Genomic DNA, 16,859 nt, shown 5'->3' with positions numbered 1-16,859 from the left:
TTGCGGGAGAGAGTCAGGGAGAGGGGATCTTGATCTGCAAAAAACACAAGGCCCGCATTGGCGGGCCTTGTGGTGGGGCTTACAGGCTGGCGATCTTCTCGCGCTGCTGGATCAGGTTGGTCACGGCCTGCTCGGCTTCAGCCAGCTTGGCGCGTTCCTTCTCGATCACTTCCGGCGGAGCCTTGGCGACGAAGCCTTCGTTGGACAGCTTGCCGCCCACGCGTTTGACTTCGCCTTCCAGACGCTGGATTTCCTTGTCCAGCCGCGCCATTTCGGCGGCCTTGTCGATCAGGCCGGCCATCGGCACCAGTACCTGCAGGTCGCCGACCAGCGCGGTGGCGGACATCGGCGGCTCTTCGCCTTCGTCCAGCACGCGGATGGTCTCGAGCTTGGCCAGCTTCATCAGCAGCGGCTCGTTGTCGGCCAGGCGGCGGTGGTCCTCGGGCGAGGCGTTGTTCAGCACCAGGTCGATGCGCTTGGCCATGGAGATGTTCATCTCGCCACGGATCTGGCGGATGCCCAGCATCAGGGCCTTGACCCACTCGATGTCGCCCTCGGCGGCGGCGTCGATCTTCGCCTCGTCGGCAATCGGCCAGGGTTGCAGCATCAGTGTGTCACCGGATTTGCCGGCGGCGGTCTTGATGCGCTGCCAGATTTCCTCGGTGATGAACGGCATGAACGGGTGCGCCAGGCGCAGTGCGGTTTCCAGCACGCGCGCCAGGGTGCGACGGGTGCCGCGCTGGCGCTCGAGCGGCGCGTTCTCGTCCCACAGCACCGGTTTGACCAGCTCCAGGTACCAGGCGCAGTACTCGTCCCAGATGAACTCGTAGAGGGCCTGGGTCGCCAGGTCGAAGCGGAAGGCGTCCAGTTGGCGCGCCACTTCGATCTCGGTGCGCTGCAGGGCGGAGATGATCCAGCGGTCAACCGAGGACAGCTCGACCGGCTCGCCATTCACGCCGGTGTCCTTGCCATCGGTGTTCTCGATGACGAAGTTGGCGGCGTTCCACAGCTTGTTGCAGAAGTTGCGGTAGCCCTCGACGCGGCCCATGTCGAACTTGATGTCGCGACCGGTGGAGGCCAGCGAGCAGAAGGTGAAGCGCAGGGCGTCGGTGCCGTAGCTGGCGATGCCTTCGGGGAACTCGGCCTTGGTCTGCTTGGCGATCTTCTCGGCGAGCTTGGGCTGCATCATGCCGCTGGTGCGTTTTTCCAGCAGTTCGTCGAGGGTGATGCCGTCGACGATGTCCAGCGGGTCGAGCACGTTGCCCTTGGACTTGGACATCTTCTGGCCCTGGCCGTCGCGCACCAGACCGTGGACGTAGACGGTCTTGAACGGGATCTGCGCGCTGCCATCGCCATTCTTGATCAGGTGCATGGTCAGCATGATCATGCGCGCCACCCAGAAGAAGATGATGTCGAAGCCGGTCACCAGTACGTCGGTGGGGTGGAAGGTCTTCAGGTAGTCGGTCTGTTCCGGCCAGCCGAGGGTGGAGAAGGTCCACAGGCCCGAGCTGAACCAGGTGTCGAGGACGTCTTCGTCCTGGCGCAGGTTGGCGTCGCCCAGGTTGTGCTTGGCGCGCACGTCGGCCTCGTTGCGGCCGACGTAGACATTGCCGGCATCGTCGTACCAGGCCGGGATGCGGTGGCCCCACCACAGCTGGCGGCTGATGCACCAGTCCTGGATGTCACGCATCCAGCTGAAGTACATGTTCTCGTACTGCTTGGGCACGAACTGGATGCGGCCGTCCTCCACGGCGGCGATGGCGGGCTCGGCCAGCGGCTTGGTGGAGACGTACCACTGGTCGGTCAGCCAGGGCTCGATGACGGTGCCGGAGCGGTCGCCCTTGGGCACTTTCAGCGCGTGGTCGTCGATCTTCTCGAGCAGGCCGGCGGCCTCGAAGTCGGCGACGATCTGCTTGCGCGCGACGAAGCGGTCAAGGCCGGCGTAGGCGGCCGGCAGGCTGGCGTCCAGTTCGGTGTTGACGCTGCCGTCGAGCTTGAACACCTGGGCGGTGGCGAGGATCGCCGCGTCCTTGTCGAAGATGTTGATCAGCGGCAGGTCGTGGCGCTTGCCGACTTCGTAGTCGTTGAAGTCGTGGGCGGGGGTGATCTTCACGCAGCCGGTGCCGAACTCGCGGTCGACGTAGTCGTCGGCGATGATCGGGATGCGCCGGCCCACCAGCGGCAGGTCGATGAAGGTGCCGATCAGCGCGGCGTAGCGCTCGTCTTCCGGGTGCACGGCGACGGCGCTGTCACCCAGCATGGTTTCCGGACGGGTGGTGGCGACGATCAGGTGGTCCTTGCCGTCGGCGGTCTTGTTGCCGTCGGCCAGCGGGTAGCGCAGGTGCCAGAGGTGGCCCTTCTCGTCGTGGTTCTCCACTTCCAGGTCGGAAATGGCGGTGTGGAACTTGGTGTCCCAGTTGACCAGGCGCTTGCCGCGATAGATCAGGCCGTCCTCGTGCAGGCGCACGAAGGCTTCCTTCACGGCGTTGGACAGGCCGTCGTCCATGGTGAAGCGCTCGCGCGACCAGTCCACGGAGGAACCCAGGCGACGAATCTGGCGGGTGATGGTGCCGCCGGACTGGTCCTTCCACTCCCAGACCTTCTCCAGGAACTTCTCGCGGCCCAGGTCATGACGGGCGATACCCTGGGCGGCCAACTGGCGCTCCACCACCATCTGGGTGGCGATGCCGGCGTGGTCGGTGCCCGGCTGCCACAGGGTATTGCGGCCCTGCATGCGGCGGTAGCGGATCAGCGCGTCCATGATGGCGTTGTTGAAGCCGTGGCCCATGTGCAGGCTGCCGGTGACGTTCGGCGGCGGGATCATGATGGTGTACGGCTCGCCGGAGCCTTGCGGGGCGAAGTAGTTCTCTTTCTCCCACAGGGGGTACCAGTGGGATTCGATGGCGTGGGGCTGGTAGGTCTTGTCCATGAGCGCGGCGGGACCCTGATAAGGCTAGACGGAAAACCGCTGAGTATAACGGGAGGCGGGGCTCACAGGCCACCAGTGCGGGTTGGGCGGGCCTGCTTTTACAGGCGTTGCTGTGGGCGTAGGAGCGGACTCCGTCCGCGTTTGCCCTCCGGCCGCTCGGCTGGGGCCTTGTAGGAGCGGGCCATGCCCGCGATCCGCCGGCAGGGCCGGCGCGTGCCCCTGTGATATTGCAGGGGCAGCACCTGTCAGGATGCGGCGGGCCTCGGCTTGGGCATTCCTGCGCCGCTTCGGTGTGCGCGCGAGCTTCTTGTTTCGCTCCTCGGCGAGTCACTTTTTCCAGACGCCGAAGAAGTAACCAAGAAGGCTTGCCCCGACATCCGGTTTTTCGCTTAGGCGAAAAATTCCCTCGCTCCAGCGAAGTTTCAGGGGCACGCTGCGAAGGGCCATCCCTGGCCCATCGCAGCTCTCGCGGCATCCATGCCGCTCAACCCCTGAAACTCCGCTTCCACTCGGCCTCCTGAACGGGGCCGTTCGGAGTGCGTGGGGATTTCTCTGGAAGCCTTTAAAAAGCCAGCGTCAGAGACGGGGTGGGGCAGGGCTCTTCGTAGGAGCGAGCTTGCTCGCGAACAACCCCCCGCTGCGAAGCCCGGTTCGCGAGCAAGCTCGCCCCTACAGATAAGGGGGGCGTAGGAGCGGACCTTGTCCGCGATTGGCGCGAGGCCGCGCGGCGGTTCAGGGCTTGCGCTGCGCCAACAGCCGTTGCATCCGTGCCTCCAGGCGGCGCTGCAGCTCGGCTTCGATCTGCGGGGCGAAGTCGTCGAGGACGTCCTGCAGGATGAGCTGGGCCGCGGCGCGCAGTTCCAGGTCGAGGCGGTTCAGCTCGCTGGCCGTTGACGATACGGTTGGCGCGGCCGGCGACACGGCTGCCGGGGTGGGCGGCTGGGGGGCGGGCGCGACCACGTCGGAGAGCAGCGGGATGTTGTCCGGCTCGAAGGATTCGGTGAGCAGGGGCGGCTCGGCGCCCGATTCGTCCAGCAGGTCCTGGATCTTCTTCAGGTCTTCCAGCAGGTGGTCGGGGTCGTGCGGGGGCTTGCGGTTGTCCATGGTCTTGGCTGAGACGCTCTCAAGGGCGCGGCAGGCGGTGGTCCTGCAAAGGATAGCCCTGCTCGCGGTAGCGACGGAAATTCTCCCGCGCGGCCTGACGAGTCGCCGGTTCCTCGATCACCAGCTCGGCAACCCGGTTGAAGCGGTCGACAAAGGTGGGAATGGCCAGGGTCAGGTTGATCAGCAGGTCCCGGTGGCTTTCCGGCGGCTCGCCGAGGGCGAGCACGATCGGCGAGTCGGCATCTTCTTCCACCGCGTTGTGTGGGATGAAGGTTTCGCCCCGGAAGTTCCACAGCCGGGCATCGATTGCCTCGCGCTGTGCCTCGCTTTCGCACAGCACGAAGATGCGCATGCCTTGCCGCCAGGCCTTTTCGGCGAGGCGGCAGGCGATGGTCAGGCGTGCGTCGGGATCGGCGCTGGGGATGACGTAGAAGTCGACCCGGGTCATGCGTTCGATCCCTTCGGCAGATTGCACGGTGCCATTACTTAGCGCGGTCCAGCAGGTACTGGGTCAGCAGCGGGACCGGACGGCCAGTGGCGCCCTTGTCCTTGCCGCCGCTGATCCACGCGGTGCCGGCGATGTCCAGGTGCGCCCAGTGGAACTTCTTCGCGAAGCGCGACAGGAAGCAGCCGGCGGTGATGGTGCCGGCCTTGGGCCCGCCGATGTTGGCGATGTCGGCGAAGGGGCTGTCGAGCTGCTCCTGGTATTCGTCGAACAGCGGCAGTTGCCAGGCGCGGTCGTCGGCGACTTCACCGGCCTTGAGCAGTTGCTTGATCAGCGCGTCGTTGTTGCCCATCAGGCCCGAGGTGTTGGAGCCCAGGGCGACGATGCAGGCGCCGGTGAGCGTGGCGATGTCCACCACCGATTGCGGCTTGAAGCGCTCGACGTAGGTCAGTGCGTCGCACAGCACCAGGCGGCCTTCGGCGTCGGTATTGAGGATTTCGACGGTCTGGCCGCTCATGGTGGTGACGATGTCGCCCGGACGGGTCGCGCCGCCGCTGGGCATGTTCTCGGCGCAGGCCATCACGCCCACCAGGTTGATCGGCAGCTGCAGTTCCAGCACGGCGCGGAAGGTGCCGAACACGGAAGCCGCGCCGCACATGTCGAACTTCATCTCGTCCATGCCCAGGCCGGGCTTGAGGCTGATGCCACCGGTGTCGAAGGTGATGCCCTTGCCGACCAGTACGTGCGGGGCCTCGTCCTTCGTCTTCGCGCCGTTGTACTGCAGCACGATCAGGCGCGGCGGCTGGTCACTGCCCTGGGCGACGGCGAGGAAGGAACCCATGCCCAGCTCGCGCAATTTCTTCTCGTCGAGCACTTCGACCTTGAGGCCTTTGAACTCCTTGCCCAGCGCCTTGGCCTGTTCACCCAGGAAGGTGGGATGGCACAGGTTCGGCGGCAGGTTGCCCAGGTCGCGGGTCAGGGCCATGCCGTTGGCGATGGCCTGGGCTTCCCTGGCGCCCTGCTCGACGGCGGCGGCATCGGCCTTGTCGGCGAGCAGGGTGATTTTCCTGAGCTTCGGCGCTTCGGCCTTCTGGCTCTTGAAGCGGTCGAAGACGTAGGTGCCGTCGGCCAGGGTTTCTACCTGCAGACGGGCCTTGCCGTGGGCATTGCGGCCTTTCACCGCCAGGTCGCCCAAGGCCAGGACAGCGTCTGCGCCGCCCAGGTTCTTCAGATTGTTGAGGACGGCGGAAACCAGTTTGCGGTAGGCGCGGTCGGAGAGTTCGCGCTCCTTGCCGGCGCCGACCAGCAGGACACGCTCGGCCTTAATGTTGGGTAAATCTTGCAGCAGTAGAGTCTGGCCCACCTTGCCTGCCAGATCGCCACGCTTGAGCAGCTTGGCGATGGCACCGCCGGTGGCCTCGTCGACGGCCTGGGCGGTAGCGCCGAGCTTGCGGCCTTCGCCCACGGCGATGACCAGGGTGGCGGTCTTGAGAGTTTCCGGACGTACGCTTTTTACAAGGAATTCCATGGCTGAGTGTCCCCGGGACAAAGAGCAGAATGGTCTGCGAATGAAGATGGACTGCGCAGTGACAGGCCTGGCGAATCGCAGGATAATGCCGGCTATTTGCGCTGGGTCGCGTCCGCGCGCACCCGGCAATGCTTCACGGCGGCTAGTTTGAGCGTAGCCGCCTGAGCGTGACAACCCTGGAGTGTCCGGTTTGATTGTCTTCCGTTACCTGTCCCGTGAAGTGCTGATCACCATGAGCGCGGTGAGCGCCGTGCTGCTGGTCATCATCATGAGCGGCCGTTTCATCAAGTACCTGGCGCAGGCGGCCCAAGGCCTGCTCGATCCGGGTTCGCTGTTCATGATCATGGGCGTGCGCCTGCCGGGCTTTTTGCAGCTGATCCTGCCGCTGGGCCTGTTCCTCGGCATCCTGCTGGCGTATGGCCGCCTGTATCTGGACAGCGAGATGACCGTGCTGACCGCCACCGGCATGAGCCAGCAGCGCCTGCTGGCCATCACCCTGGCGCCGGCGCTGTTCATCGCCCTGCTGGTGGCCTGGCTGAGCCTGTGGCTGGCGCCGCAGGGCATCACCCAGATGCAGCTGCTGCTGAACAAGCAGGACGCGATGACCGAGTTCGACACCCTGGCGCCGGGGCGCTTCCAGTCGATGCGCGACGGTACGCGGGTGACCTATACCGAAACCCTGGCCAACGAACGCACTGAACTGGGCGGCGTGTTCATTTCGGACAAGAACCGCCCGCGCAATGGCAAGGACGGCGGCACTTCGGTGCTGGTCGGCACAACCGGCGTGCAGGAAATCCATGCCGACGGCAGCCGCTACCTGATCCTCAAGGACGGCTATCGCTACGACGGCACGCCCGGCCAGGCCGATTACCGCGAGATCAAGTACGACACCTATGCTGCGCTCCTGCCCAAGCCGGAAGTGAGCAGCGAGATCGATGACCGCGACGCCATCCCGACCTCTCAATTGCTCGGCAGCGATGACCCGCGCATGCAATCCGAATTGCAATGGCGCGTGTCCATCCCGCTGCTGGTGTTCGTGGTGACCGTGCTGGCGGTGCCGCTGTCGCGCGTCAATCCGCGCCAGGGCCGCTTCCTCAAGCTGCTGCCGGCGGTGCTGCTGTACATGGCTTACCTGGCGCTGCTGATTGCCGGCCGCGGCATGCTCGACAAGGGCCGGATTCCCATGGCCCTCGGCCTGTGGTGGATCCACGGGATATTCCTGGCCATCGGCCTGTTGCTGCTGTACTGGGAGCCGCTGCGCCTGAAGCTGGCCGCCAAGCGAGCGAAGTCGGGCGGGGAGCTGAAGCATGCGTAAGCTGGATCGTTACATCGGCACGACTGTCTTCGTTTCCATTCTCGCGGTGCTCGGGGTGATCCTCGGGCTGGCCGAGCTGTTCGCCTTCGTCGACCAGTTGGGGCAGATCGATGACAGCTATACCCTCACCGAAGCCCTCAAGTTCGTCCTGTTGACCGCGCCGAGCCGTGGCTACGACATGCTCCCCATGGCTGCGCTGATCGGCTGCCTGGTGGGCCTGGGTACCCTGGCCAGTAACAGCGAGCTGACCATCATGCGCGCCGCCGGCGTGTCGCTGCAGCGCATCGTCTGGGCGGTGATGAAGCCGATGCTGGTGCTGATGTTCGCCGGCATCCTGGTCGGCGAATACGTGATTCCCTACACCGAAACCGCTGCCCAGAGCGGCCGCGCCCTGGCCCAGAGCGGCAACGGCTCGCAAAGCTCGAAGTCGGGCCTGTGGCACCGCCAGGGGCATGAGTTCATCCACATCAACGTGGTGCGGCCGGACGGCGTGCTGCTGGGCGTGACCCGCTACAACTTCGACGACAACCGCCGTCTGCAGACCGCGAGCTTCGCCCGCCAGGCCGTCTTCGAAAACAACCAGTGGCAGTTGCAGGATGTGACCACCACCGTGCTGCACGCCGCGGAAAAACGCAGCGAGGTCGTGAACCGGCAGAGCGAGACCTGGAACATCCAGCTCAGCCCGCAACTGCTCAATACCGTCGTGATGGAACCGGAGGCACTGTCGATCACGGGTCTGTGGAGCTATATCCATTACCTGCAGGAGCAGGGCCTGAGCTCCAACCGCTACTGGCTGGCGTTCTGGACCAAGATTCTGCAGCCGTTGGTGACCGCGGCTCTGGTGCTGATGGCGATCTCGTTCATCTTCGGCCCGCTGCGCAGCGTGACCCTCGGGCAGCGCGTGTTCACCGGGGTGCTGGTGGGCTTCACCTTCCGCATCGCCCAGGACCTGCTCGGCCCGTCCAGCCAGGTGTTCAACTTCCCGCCGCTGCTGGCGGTGCTGGTGCCGGCGGCGATCTGTGCGTTGCTCGGCACCCTGCTGCTGAAGCGGGCAGGCTGATCCCTTCGTGGGATGGATCCTGCAGTCATGAAAAAGCCGGCAATCGCCGGCTTTTTTATTGCCTGAGGTTCAGCCGCGGCCCTGCGTTGCCTTGCGCACCGCCTTGGGGATCTGGATCACCACGCTTTCCGAATAGCGGTCGTGCCAGGTGCGCCTGTCCTTGTCCCAGAGCATCCAGAGGAAGCCTAGGCCGGCGCAACCCCAGGAGGCGATGGCGATGACGAAACGCAACAGCGCCTGCATCAGCGTGATGCGCGTTCCGTTGGCGTTCTGCACGCGCACGCCCCAGACCTGCATGCCCAGGGTCTGGCCGCTGTAGGTCCAGAACTTCGCGAAGAAGGCGAACACGCTGATGAACAGCAGGCTGGAGAGCAGCGGGTCACCGGTCAGCGCGCCCTGGTCGGCCAGCAGCCGGAGCTTTTCGCTGCCGTAGATCAGGCGCAGGAACACTTGCTGATAGATCAGTGTCACCACCATCAGCAAGGCCACACAGAGCAGGAAGTCGTAGAACATCGCGGCGAAGCGGCGGAGGAGCGTGGCGGGCGGGAAGTCTCCCTGGGGCTTGAGCTGCTGCGGCTTGGGCATGAGTGTCTTCTGTAGCGATCAGGTGGAAGAGGGCGGGGATTATACGGGTTCCGCCGTCCGGCGCTCTGTGGCCGGGGCTGTTCTAAGCTCAAACCATGTCGCTGCCCGCCGGGGAGTGGCAATGCGTCGCAGGTCGCGGCGCCGTCGCGCAAGGAACAAGGATGCCGCTACACAGCTATGCCCGGCGCAGGCTGCTGCCCCGTCTGGTCTTCGCCGTTTCCATGGCGCTGCTGCCGCTTCTGTTGGGCAGCGCCATCCTTTATTGGCAGAGCCTGCGAACCCTGTCCGTGGAAGCGCGGACCGCCGCCAACGAGGCGGTGCGGCTGTTCGATGTCATGCTGAACAACGCGGCGGGCGCCGCACGCGTGGCCTTGCTGCATGTGGATGAGGGTTGCGACGACGCGACCCTGGTGTTGCGCGAGCAGGTGGCCGTGGTGCCTTTCGTCCGCTCGGTCAACCTGACCCGCAATGACAACATCTATTGCACGTCCCTGTTTGGTGACTTCCAGGCACCGCTGGACATTGACCTGTATGTTGCGGGTCAGCTACGCATGATGGCGGGCAATGAGGTGACGCCCGATTACGCGCTGCTGATCCTGCGCCTCGCGCAGGGGCGATTTGCCGCGCTGGCGACCGTGGATGGCCGCTACCTGAGCAACACCCTGCAACTGGTCGACCAGCGCAGCGACCTGCAGTTGCAGGTTGGCCGACAGTGGATGGACGAGCAGGGCCGCGTGTTGGACGGTATTCCCGCGCCGCTGCCGCTGGGGCATGTCGAGCTGGCCTCCGAGCGTTTTCCGTACAAGGTGATCGGTGGCTTCCCCGCGGGGGCGCAATGGAAGCATATCCGCGAGGATTCGCTGCCCTTGGTTGCGCTGATGCTGATGCTGGGCGGGGTATCCGGGATGGCCTGCTACTGGCTGTGGGGACGCTCGGCGACGCCAAGCCTGGAACTGGAGCGGGCCTTGCTCGCTGGCGAATTCGTGCCGTACCTGCAACCGCTGGTCGATGCCCGGGACGGCCGGTGGGTCGGCGCGGAAGTGCTGATGCGCTGGGTCCACCCACGTGAAGGCATGGTCGGCCCTGATCTGTTCATCCCCATGGCCGAACGATCCGGCCTTATCGTCTCGATGACCCGACAGCTGTTCCGCCAGGTCGCCGACGGGTTGGCGCCGCACGGGCATCTGCTGGGCAAGGGCTTTCACCTGAGCTTCAACATCAGCGCCCGGCACTGCACCGAAACTGGGTTGTTCGAGGATTGCCGGGCCTTCCAGGCGCGCTTTCTGCCTCATCGCCCGGAACTGACCCTTGAACTCACCGAGCGCGAGCTGATCGTTTCCAGCGAAGTGACCGACGAATTGTTCGCCAAGCTCCACGGGTTGGGCGTCAAGCTCGCCATCGATGATTTCGGCACCGGCAATTCAAGCCTGGCCTACCTCCACCGCTTCAAGGTGGATGCGCTGAAGATCGACAAGAGCTTCGTGGCGATGATCGGAGTGGACGCGCTGTCATCCCATGTCCTGGACAGCATCGTCGAACTGTGCGGCAAGCTGGACCTGATGATCATTGCCGAAGGTGTCGAGACCGAGCAGCAGCGGCAGTACCTGGCCGCTCGTGGGGTGAGGGTGCTGCAGGGGTACCTTTTTGACCGACCGATGCCCTTGGCCAGGTTCGTAGGCCTGCTGCAGGAGCGGCGCAGCCCGCCCTGAAACGAACTGCCTGGGCGGATCGGCCATGACGATTTTTTCGCCTGCCTTTCGACCTGGAAAAAATAATTTCCGGTCTTCATCGTTCTTATCCGCGAAGAACTTGACTCGATAGCTCGCTCATGAATACCGCTGAAGAATTTCCCGGATTATTGAAATTCACGTCGGTTTTCGAGTTTTCTGCGTTTTTTTATTGTGATCGACGCAATTGCGCTCGGCATTTAATACAGACGCCTGAACTTCGTTTGACGCTTTTTTCACAAATTATTTATGTGATTTTTATAATTGGTACGGAAGTTCGAAAAGATGAGGTCGGGAGAGTTGTTCGGCGTTGATTCTGTTGCTGGACTGCTTGAGAAGTGGCCCTTGTCGCGTATGTGAAGTTTCGTTCTAATGCCGCGTATTTTCTGACGCTCCGGGCCTTTTCAGGCGTTGGAATAGCAGCACTTTCTGGTTAGCTATTTACTTATATTGCGGTCCCGCTGGCGACGATTGGTATTGAATTACCGGGTCGGCGGGGTGGCGATTCGCCATTTAACTAATAGAGTCTTTGAAAAAGGACCGTTAAAAGAGAGTCTGGATAATGCCGGTTAGTTCCCGTGGTTTTACCCTGATCGAATTGATGGTAGTCGCGGCGATAGTGGCAATCCTGGCCGCCATCGCTTATCCGAGCTACCAGCAGTACGTCATCCGGGGCAAGCGCTCAGCGGCCCAGGCCCAGATGATGGATATCGCCAATCGGCAGCAGCAGTACCTGCTTGCCAACCGCGCCTATGCCAGCAAGACGCAGTTGGAGAGTGGCGGCTACGCACTGCCCAGCGAAGTGTCGAGCAATTACAGCTATGACATCACCGTCGGCTCCGGCACGCCGCCGACCTTCACCATTACCTTCACCCCGAGTGGCTCCCAGGCCAGCGACGGCAACCTGACTCTAGGCAGCGACGGCAGCAGGTCGCCGTCGGGCAAGTGGTGACCGACATGGCGACCTTCCGGCGGCAACGAGGTTTGACCCTGATCGAACTGCTGATCAGCATCCTGATCATCTCGCTGGGCCTGCTCGGCCTCGCCAAGCTGCAGATGCGCATGCAACTGTCGGATATGGAGTCCTACCAGCGCGCCCAGGCGTTGCTGCTGCTCAACGACATCTCCAGCCGGATGTTGGCCAACGCCAACAACGCGGCCAACTACGTGACCGGGACCACTTCACCGGTTGGCTCGGGCATGACCTGTCCGACCACCACAGCCACGCGCCAGCAGTCGGATCTGGCGGACTGGTGCAACAGCCTCCAGGGCGCTGCCGAGGTTGGTGGCGGCAACGTCAAGGCCGGTGCGATGCTGGGCGGCCGTGGTTGCATCCAGTCGCTGGGCAGCAACCAGTACATGATCACGGTGGCTTGGCAGGGTATGAGCCCTGTTTCGGCACCGCCCACCAGCGTGTCCTGTGGCAGTGGCAGCTACAACGGCACAGGCTGCGCCAATGACCTGTGCCGGCGTGTGGTCACCACCGTCGTGCGGGTGGCCACGCTATGAGGCGCGCAACCCGGCAGCAGGGTTTCACCCTGGTCGAGCTGATGGTCGCAGCCACCGTCAGTCTGCTGATCATGGCGGGCGTCCTGACGCTTTACCTGAACCTGCGGCGGGCCAACGACGACATGGCCAAGACCAACTCGCTGATCGAGAACGGTCGCTTCGCGATCGGGCTGCTGCAGGAAGACTTCGCCCATGCCGGTTTCTGGAACGGCTACGTGCCGCAGTTCGATGACCTCACGGCCAGCGACATCCCTGCCGACGTGCCCACGGCCCTCGCGCCAGTGTGCTCTGAGTTCTCTACCTGGACGCCGCAGGACAAGGTCAACGCCGTGGGAATCGTCGTGCAAACCTATTCGGCGGTGCCCAGCGGCTGTTCATCGATCATCACCAACCTCGCCGCCAATTCCGATGTGGTAGTGATCCGCCATGCCGAAACCTGCTCGCCGGGAGTAGGCAATTGCGCGGCGGAGGTCAGTGGCAAGGTGTATTTCCAGTCCTCGTTCTGCGACTCGGAAACCGCCAATGCCTTCGTTCTGGGCACCAGCGGTTTCCTGCTGCACAAGCGGGACTGCACGACCCTGGCCGAGCGGCGCAAGTTCATCACCAACGTCTATTACGTGCGCACCTATGCCGTGACGAGTGGCGACGGCATTCCCACCCTGATGCGCGCACAGTTCGATTCGCCCGACGGCACCGCTCCCAGCGTGCTCCAGCCAGCGCTGCCGCTGATCGAGGGGGTGGAGGCGTTCCGCGTCGAGTTGGGGCTGGACAACCTGAGCGATGCCGGCGCCGCGGTGAACTATGCACAGGCCGTGTCCTGGGCCGACATCACCACCAAGACCTCGCCCACCAACCGGGGCGACGGGATACCCGACGGCAACTTCGTGCATTGCGGTTCCACCTCCTGCACAGCCGCCGAACTGATCAACGTCGTCCAGGCGCGGCTCTATGTTCTCGCCCGTGCGCGCACCACGACCCCCGGATACAGCTCCGACAAGACCTTTGCCTTGGGCGGGGCCACGCTTGGCCCCTACACCGATGGCTACAAACGGCACCTGTTCACCTCCAGCGCCACGCTGGTGAACGTTTCCCGGCGGAGGCAGACGCCATGAAGATGAACGGCAAGCGGGTCGGCCAGCGCGGCGCGACCCTGGTGGTTGCCCTGGTGATGTTGCTGATGCTGATGCTGATGGTGGGCAGCGCCTACACCCTCAGCGGCACCAATCTCCAGGCGGTGGGCAACATGCAGTTCCGCAACGAGGCGATCGCCTCGGCCAATATCGGCATCGAGCGGGTACTGGGGTCGGCGTTTACTACTGCGCCACAGGCGGAACAGCTCAATGTCGATATCAACAATGACGGCACTACCGACTATCAGGTCTCGATGGCTGTCCCGGTCTGCCTGAGCGCCAAGCAGAGTTCGGTTGCCTCGCTCTGCGGCCAGCAGACTCAGCCCATGTGCAGCCAGGACTGGAATACCGTCTGGGAACTCAATGCCACGGTCACCGATGCGGTGAGCGGGGCGGCGGTCAAGGTGCGGTCGGGTGTGCGAGTACAACTGACCAATACGCAGAAGCTTGCAGTGTGCGGAGTATGACGATGAAAGCTCAACGCAATCTCAGGCTGTTCCGACGCGCCTTTGCACTCTGCGCGCTCTTCGCTTGCTCCATGGCCGTGTTCGCCGAGGATATCGACCTGTTCGTCGGCACGCCGCCCAATTCCGCGGATGCGCCCAACGTACTTATCATCCTGGACAATACCGCCAACTGGAATACGCCATTCACCAACGAAAAAGCCGCTCTGGTCTCGGTGATCAATGGCCTGGCGGCCAGCAAGTTCCGTGTCGGCCTGATGATGTACACCGAGTCCGGCGGGGGCAACAAGGGCAACGATGGCGCCTATGTACGGGCAGCGATCCGTCTGCTTGATGCGACGAACAAGCCCAAATACCAGGCTCTGGTCAATGCTCTGGATGTTGGGGCCGACAAATCCAACGGCGGCAAGGCTGCCAAGGCAATGGAGGAAGCTTGGCTGTATTACTCGGCCAGTGCTCCCTATGCCGGCAACCAGAAAGAGAAAACCGACTACACCGGTAACACTGCTGGCGGTACGGCTTCCAATGCCATCTATGCCTTGAGCGGCAACGCTCTACCTTCGAAAGCGGGGAGTCCTTATGCGAATCCCATTGTTGCAGGCTGTGCGAAGAACTTCATTATCTACATCAGCAACGGTGCGGCACAGGACAATAACAACGACTTGACCCAGGCCACCGATGCGCTGAGCGCGGCGGGCGGTAATACGACGGCCATACCCATTTCACCCAGCGGCTCCCAGGATAACGTGGCGGATGAGTGGTCGCGCTTCATGAAGAAGAGCTCGCTCGCGATTACCACCTACACCGTGGATATCAACAAGGTGGCTACCGGGCAGGGCCCCGGCTGGACCGCCCTGCTCAAGAGCATGGCCAACGTCAGCAGCGGCAAGTACTTCGACGTGAGCTCCAACGGCAGCGAGATCGCCGATGCGCTGAACGCCATTTTCTCCGAGATCCAGGCCACCAACAGTGTGTTCGCTTCGGTCACCCTGCCGGTCAGCGTCAATACCCAGAGCACCTACCTGAACCAGGTGTTCGTCGGGATGTTCCGGCCCGACACCGATTCCTTCCCCCGTTGGGCTGGCAACCTCAAGCAATACAAGCTGGGTATGGTCGGAGGCGCGCTGAAGACTGTGGATGCCGACGACCGCAGCGCCATCAACAGCAGCACCGGGTTCATCACCGAATGCGCTCGCAGCTTCTGGACACCCAACTCGACTGACAACTACTGGCAGTTCAAACCTCAGGGTGGCTGCCTGACCATCTCCGGAGCCGACGCTTCGAACTATCCGGACGGCAACATCGTCGAGAAAGGCGCCCAGGCCTACCGCCTGCGCCAGGGCGGCACGCGAACCGTCAAGACCTGCAGCGCCACCGATTGCACCGCCTTGACCAACTTCGATACCAGCAACGGAACCGCCATCGGGCTGTTGGGCACCGCGAACACCACGGAGCGCGACCTCCTGATCAACTGGGCTCGTGGAGACGACAGCCAGGACGAAAATACCAACTCCAACCTGACCGAGGTACGCCCCTCCGTGCATGGCGATGTGGTGCACTCGCGGCCGGCGGCCATCAATTACGGTACTGCAGCGTCACCCCAGGTCGTGGTCTATTACGGCGGTAACGATGGGATGCTGCGGGCCATCAATGGCAACCGCACCAGCTCCATTGGTTCAGTCCCCGCCGGTAGCGAACTCTGGTCGTTCATGCCGCCGGAGTTCTACCCCAACATCAAGCGGCTGCGTGACAACAGCGTCACCATTGCATTCCCTGGCCATACCACCGGTACGCCAACGCCGCAGCCCAAGTCCTATGGCATGGACGGATCGATCACCACCGTGCGTCAAGGCACCAGCACCTGGATCTACGCGGCGATGCGCCGTGGCGGCCGTGCGCTGTATGCCTTCAATGTGAGCTCACCGGCCAGCCCGTCCCTGAAATGGAAGATCGGTTGCCCCAACCTGACCAACGACACCGGTTGCACTTCCGGCTTCAGTGATATCGGCCAGACCTGGGCCACCCCGACGGCCTTCAAGGCTGCCGGTTATGGCGGCGGCAATTCCACGATCCTGGCCATGGGGGGGGGCTACGACAACTGCGAGGATGGCGATCCCAATACCTGCACCAGCTCGTCCAAGGGCAACCGGATCTACATCATTGATGCCGATACCGGAGCAGTGCTGAAAACCTTCACCACTGATCGCGGGGTTGTCGGCGATGTGACCATGGTGACCAATAGTGCCGGTCAGGCGGTCTATGGCTACGCTGCCGATCTGGGCGGCAACGTCTATCGGATATCCGGGGTGGACGCCGCCAGCGCCATCGGCACTACGGCGCCGACCAACTGGACCATGACCAGGATTGCCGCGCTGGGCTGCAACACCGCGTCCAGCTGTACCGCCAACCGCAAGTTCCTCTACGGGCCGGAGGTGGCCTTCACCAATGGGCAGTATCTGCTCCTGCTGGGATCGGGGGATCGCGAAAAGCCGCTACTCAGCTATACCTCCGCCTCCAGCGTCGCAAACCGCTTCTACGCCCTGCGGGACAACCCGAGCGCTTCGACCTGGCTGACCTCGGAGAATGCCACCTGCGGCGCCAACGTCATCTGCAACGCGTCCCTGCTGGGAATTACCGGTACCGCTACGCCCAGCAATTCCGACCTCGCCTCGCATCCCAAGGGCTGGTACCTGGGATTGGCGTCTACCGAGCAGGTGGTGACTTCCGCCCTGCTGCTGTTCGACACCATCACCTTCAGTACCCATGCCCCACAGGTTGCAAACAGCACCAGCTGCGTCGGCCTGGGTACGGCACGCAATTACAACATCAACTACCTGAATGCATCGGCCACCGGCGACCGCTTTGAAGTGATCGCGGGGGGTGGGCTGCCGCCCTCGCCGGTGGCGGGGATCGTCCAGCTCGATGACGGCACGCAAAAACCCTTCATCATTGGCGGCGGCACCTGTGCCACCGACTCGTCGCTGCAAGGCTGCGAAGCGGTACCGCCTGCTTCAGGTACCCGGCCGAAATCCTGGGTGTTCTGGGATATCGAGAAGTAGGAGG

Annotated in this window: 13 protein-coding genes; 8 read left to right on the top strand and 5 right to left on the bottom strand. The window is 63.4% G+C overall.

Annotation, left to right across the window (positions count from 1 at the left end; all coding sequences use genetic code 11):
- Positions 1 to 79: 79 nt before the first annotated feature.
- The 4 genes from C167_RS0131690 to C167_RS0131675 form a co-directional block, all read right to left on the bottom strand.
- Entirely contained in the window at positions 80 to 2,929 is a 2,850-nt protein-coding gene (locus C167_RS0131690; RefSeq protein WP_017522337.1) for a valine--tRNA ligase, read from the bottom strand.
- A gap of 732 nt (positions 2,930 to 3,661) precedes the next feature.
- Positions 3,662 to 4,033, bottom strand: coding sequence for a hypothetical protein (locus C167_RS0131685; protein WP_017522336.1), 372 nt, complete (start codon positions 4,031 to 4,033; stop codon positions 3,662 to 3,664).
- Positions 4,034 to 4,052: 19 nt separating this feature from the next.
- Complete coding sequence (locus C167_RS0131680; RefSeq protein WP_017522335.1) at positions 4,053 to 4,481, bottom strand: DNA polymerase III subunit chi; 429 nt, start codon at positions 4,479 to 4,481, stop codon at positions 4,053 to 4,055.
- A gap of 34 nt (positions 4,482 to 4,515) precedes the next feature.
- Positions 4,516 to 6,006 (bottom strand): leucyl aminopeptidase, encoded by a 1,491-nt coding sequence (locus C167_RS0131675; RefSeq protein ID WP_017522334.1) that lies wholly within the window; start codon positions 6,004 to 6,006, stop codon positions 4,516 to 4,518.
- A 190-nt stretch (positions 6,007 to 6,196) separates the two neighbouring features.
- Between C167_RS0131675 and lptF the strand changes: the two genes are divergently transcribed.
- The gene (gene lptF, locus C167_RS0131670; protein ID WP_017522333.1) at positions 6,197 to 7,321 is read left to right on the top strand and encodes an LPS export ABC transporter permease LptF; all 1,125 of its coding nucleotides are present in this window, start codon (positions 6,197 to 6,199) and stop codon (positions 7,319 to 7,321) included.
- On the top strand, positions 7,314 to 8,381 hold the full coding sequence (gene lptG / locus C167_RS0131665; protein ID WP_017522332.1) for an LPS export ABC transporter permease LptG: 1,068 nt from the start codon (positions 7,314 to 7,316) through the stop codon (positions 8,379 to 8,381). Before lptF ends, lptG begins: the two co-directional genes overlap by 8 nt.
- Positions 8,382 to 8,450: 69 nt before the next feature.
- On the opposite strand, the gene C167_RS0131660 is transcribed toward lptG, so the two are convergent.
- Positions 8,451 to 8,966 (bottom strand): RDD family protein, encoded by a 516-nt coding sequence (locus tag C167_RS0131660; protein WP_017522331.1) that lies wholly within the window; start codon positions 8,964 to 8,966, stop codon positions 8,451 to 8,453.
- Positions 8,967 to 9,127: 161 nt separating this feature from the next.
- Between C167_RS0131660 and C167_RS0131655 the strand changes: the two genes are divergently transcribed.
- The 6 genes from C167_RS0131655 to C167_RS0131630 all read left to right on the top strand — a co-directional run bounded on the left by C167_RS0131655 (position 9,128) and on the right by C167_RS0131630 (position 16,855).
- A complete protein-coding gene (locus C167_RS0131655) occupies positions 9,128 to 10,675 on the top strand; it encodes a cyclic diguanylate phosphodiesterase (RefSeq protein ID WP_017522330.1) in 1,548 nt (515 codons plus the stop codon).
- A gap of 580 nt (positions 10,676 to 11,255) precedes the next feature.
- Positions 11,256 to 11,645: a type IV pilin protein gene (locus tag C167_RS0131650; protein WP_017522329.1), complete on the top strand. Its 390-nt coding sequence runs from the start codon at positions 11,256 to 11,258 to the stop codon at positions 11,643 to 11,645.
- Positions 11,646 to 11,650: 5 nt separating this feature from the next.
- A complete protein-coding gene (gene pilV, locus C167_RS0131645; protein WP_200860191.1) occupies positions 11,651 to 12,202 on the top strand; it encodes a type IV pilus modification protein PilV in 552 nt (183 codons plus the stop codon).
- Complete coding sequence (locus C167_RS0131640; protein ID WP_017522327.1) at positions 12,199 to 13,314, top strand: PilW family protein; 1,116 nt, start codon at positions 12,199 to 12,201, stop codon at positions 13,312 to 13,314. The genes pilV and C167_RS0131640 overlap by 4 nt, the downstream gene beginning before the upstream one ends.
- Positions 13,311 to 13,799 (top strand): hypothetical protein, encoded by a 489-nt coding sequence (locus C167_RS0131635; protein WP_017522326.1) that lies wholly within the window; start codon positions 13,311 to 13,313, stop codon positions 13,797 to 13,799. Before C167_RS0131640 ends, C167_RS0131635 begins: the two co-directional genes overlap by 4 nt.
- A 2-nt stretch (positions 13,800 to 13,801) precedes the next feature.
- Entirely contained in the window at positions 13,802 to 16,855 is a 3,054-nt protein-coding gene (locus C167_RS0131630) for a pilus assembly protein (RefSeq protein ID WP_017522325.1), read from the top strand.
- Positions 16,856 to 16,859: the final 4 nt, after the last annotated feature.

Source organism: Pseudomonas nitroreducens TX1 (assembly GCF_000313755.1).
Lineage (GTDB): Bacteria > Pseudomonadota > Gammaproteobacteria > Pseudomonadales > Pseudomonadaceae > Pseudomonas > Pseudomonas nitroreducens_A.
This window is presented reverse-complemented; position numbering and strand designations above follow the sequence as displayed.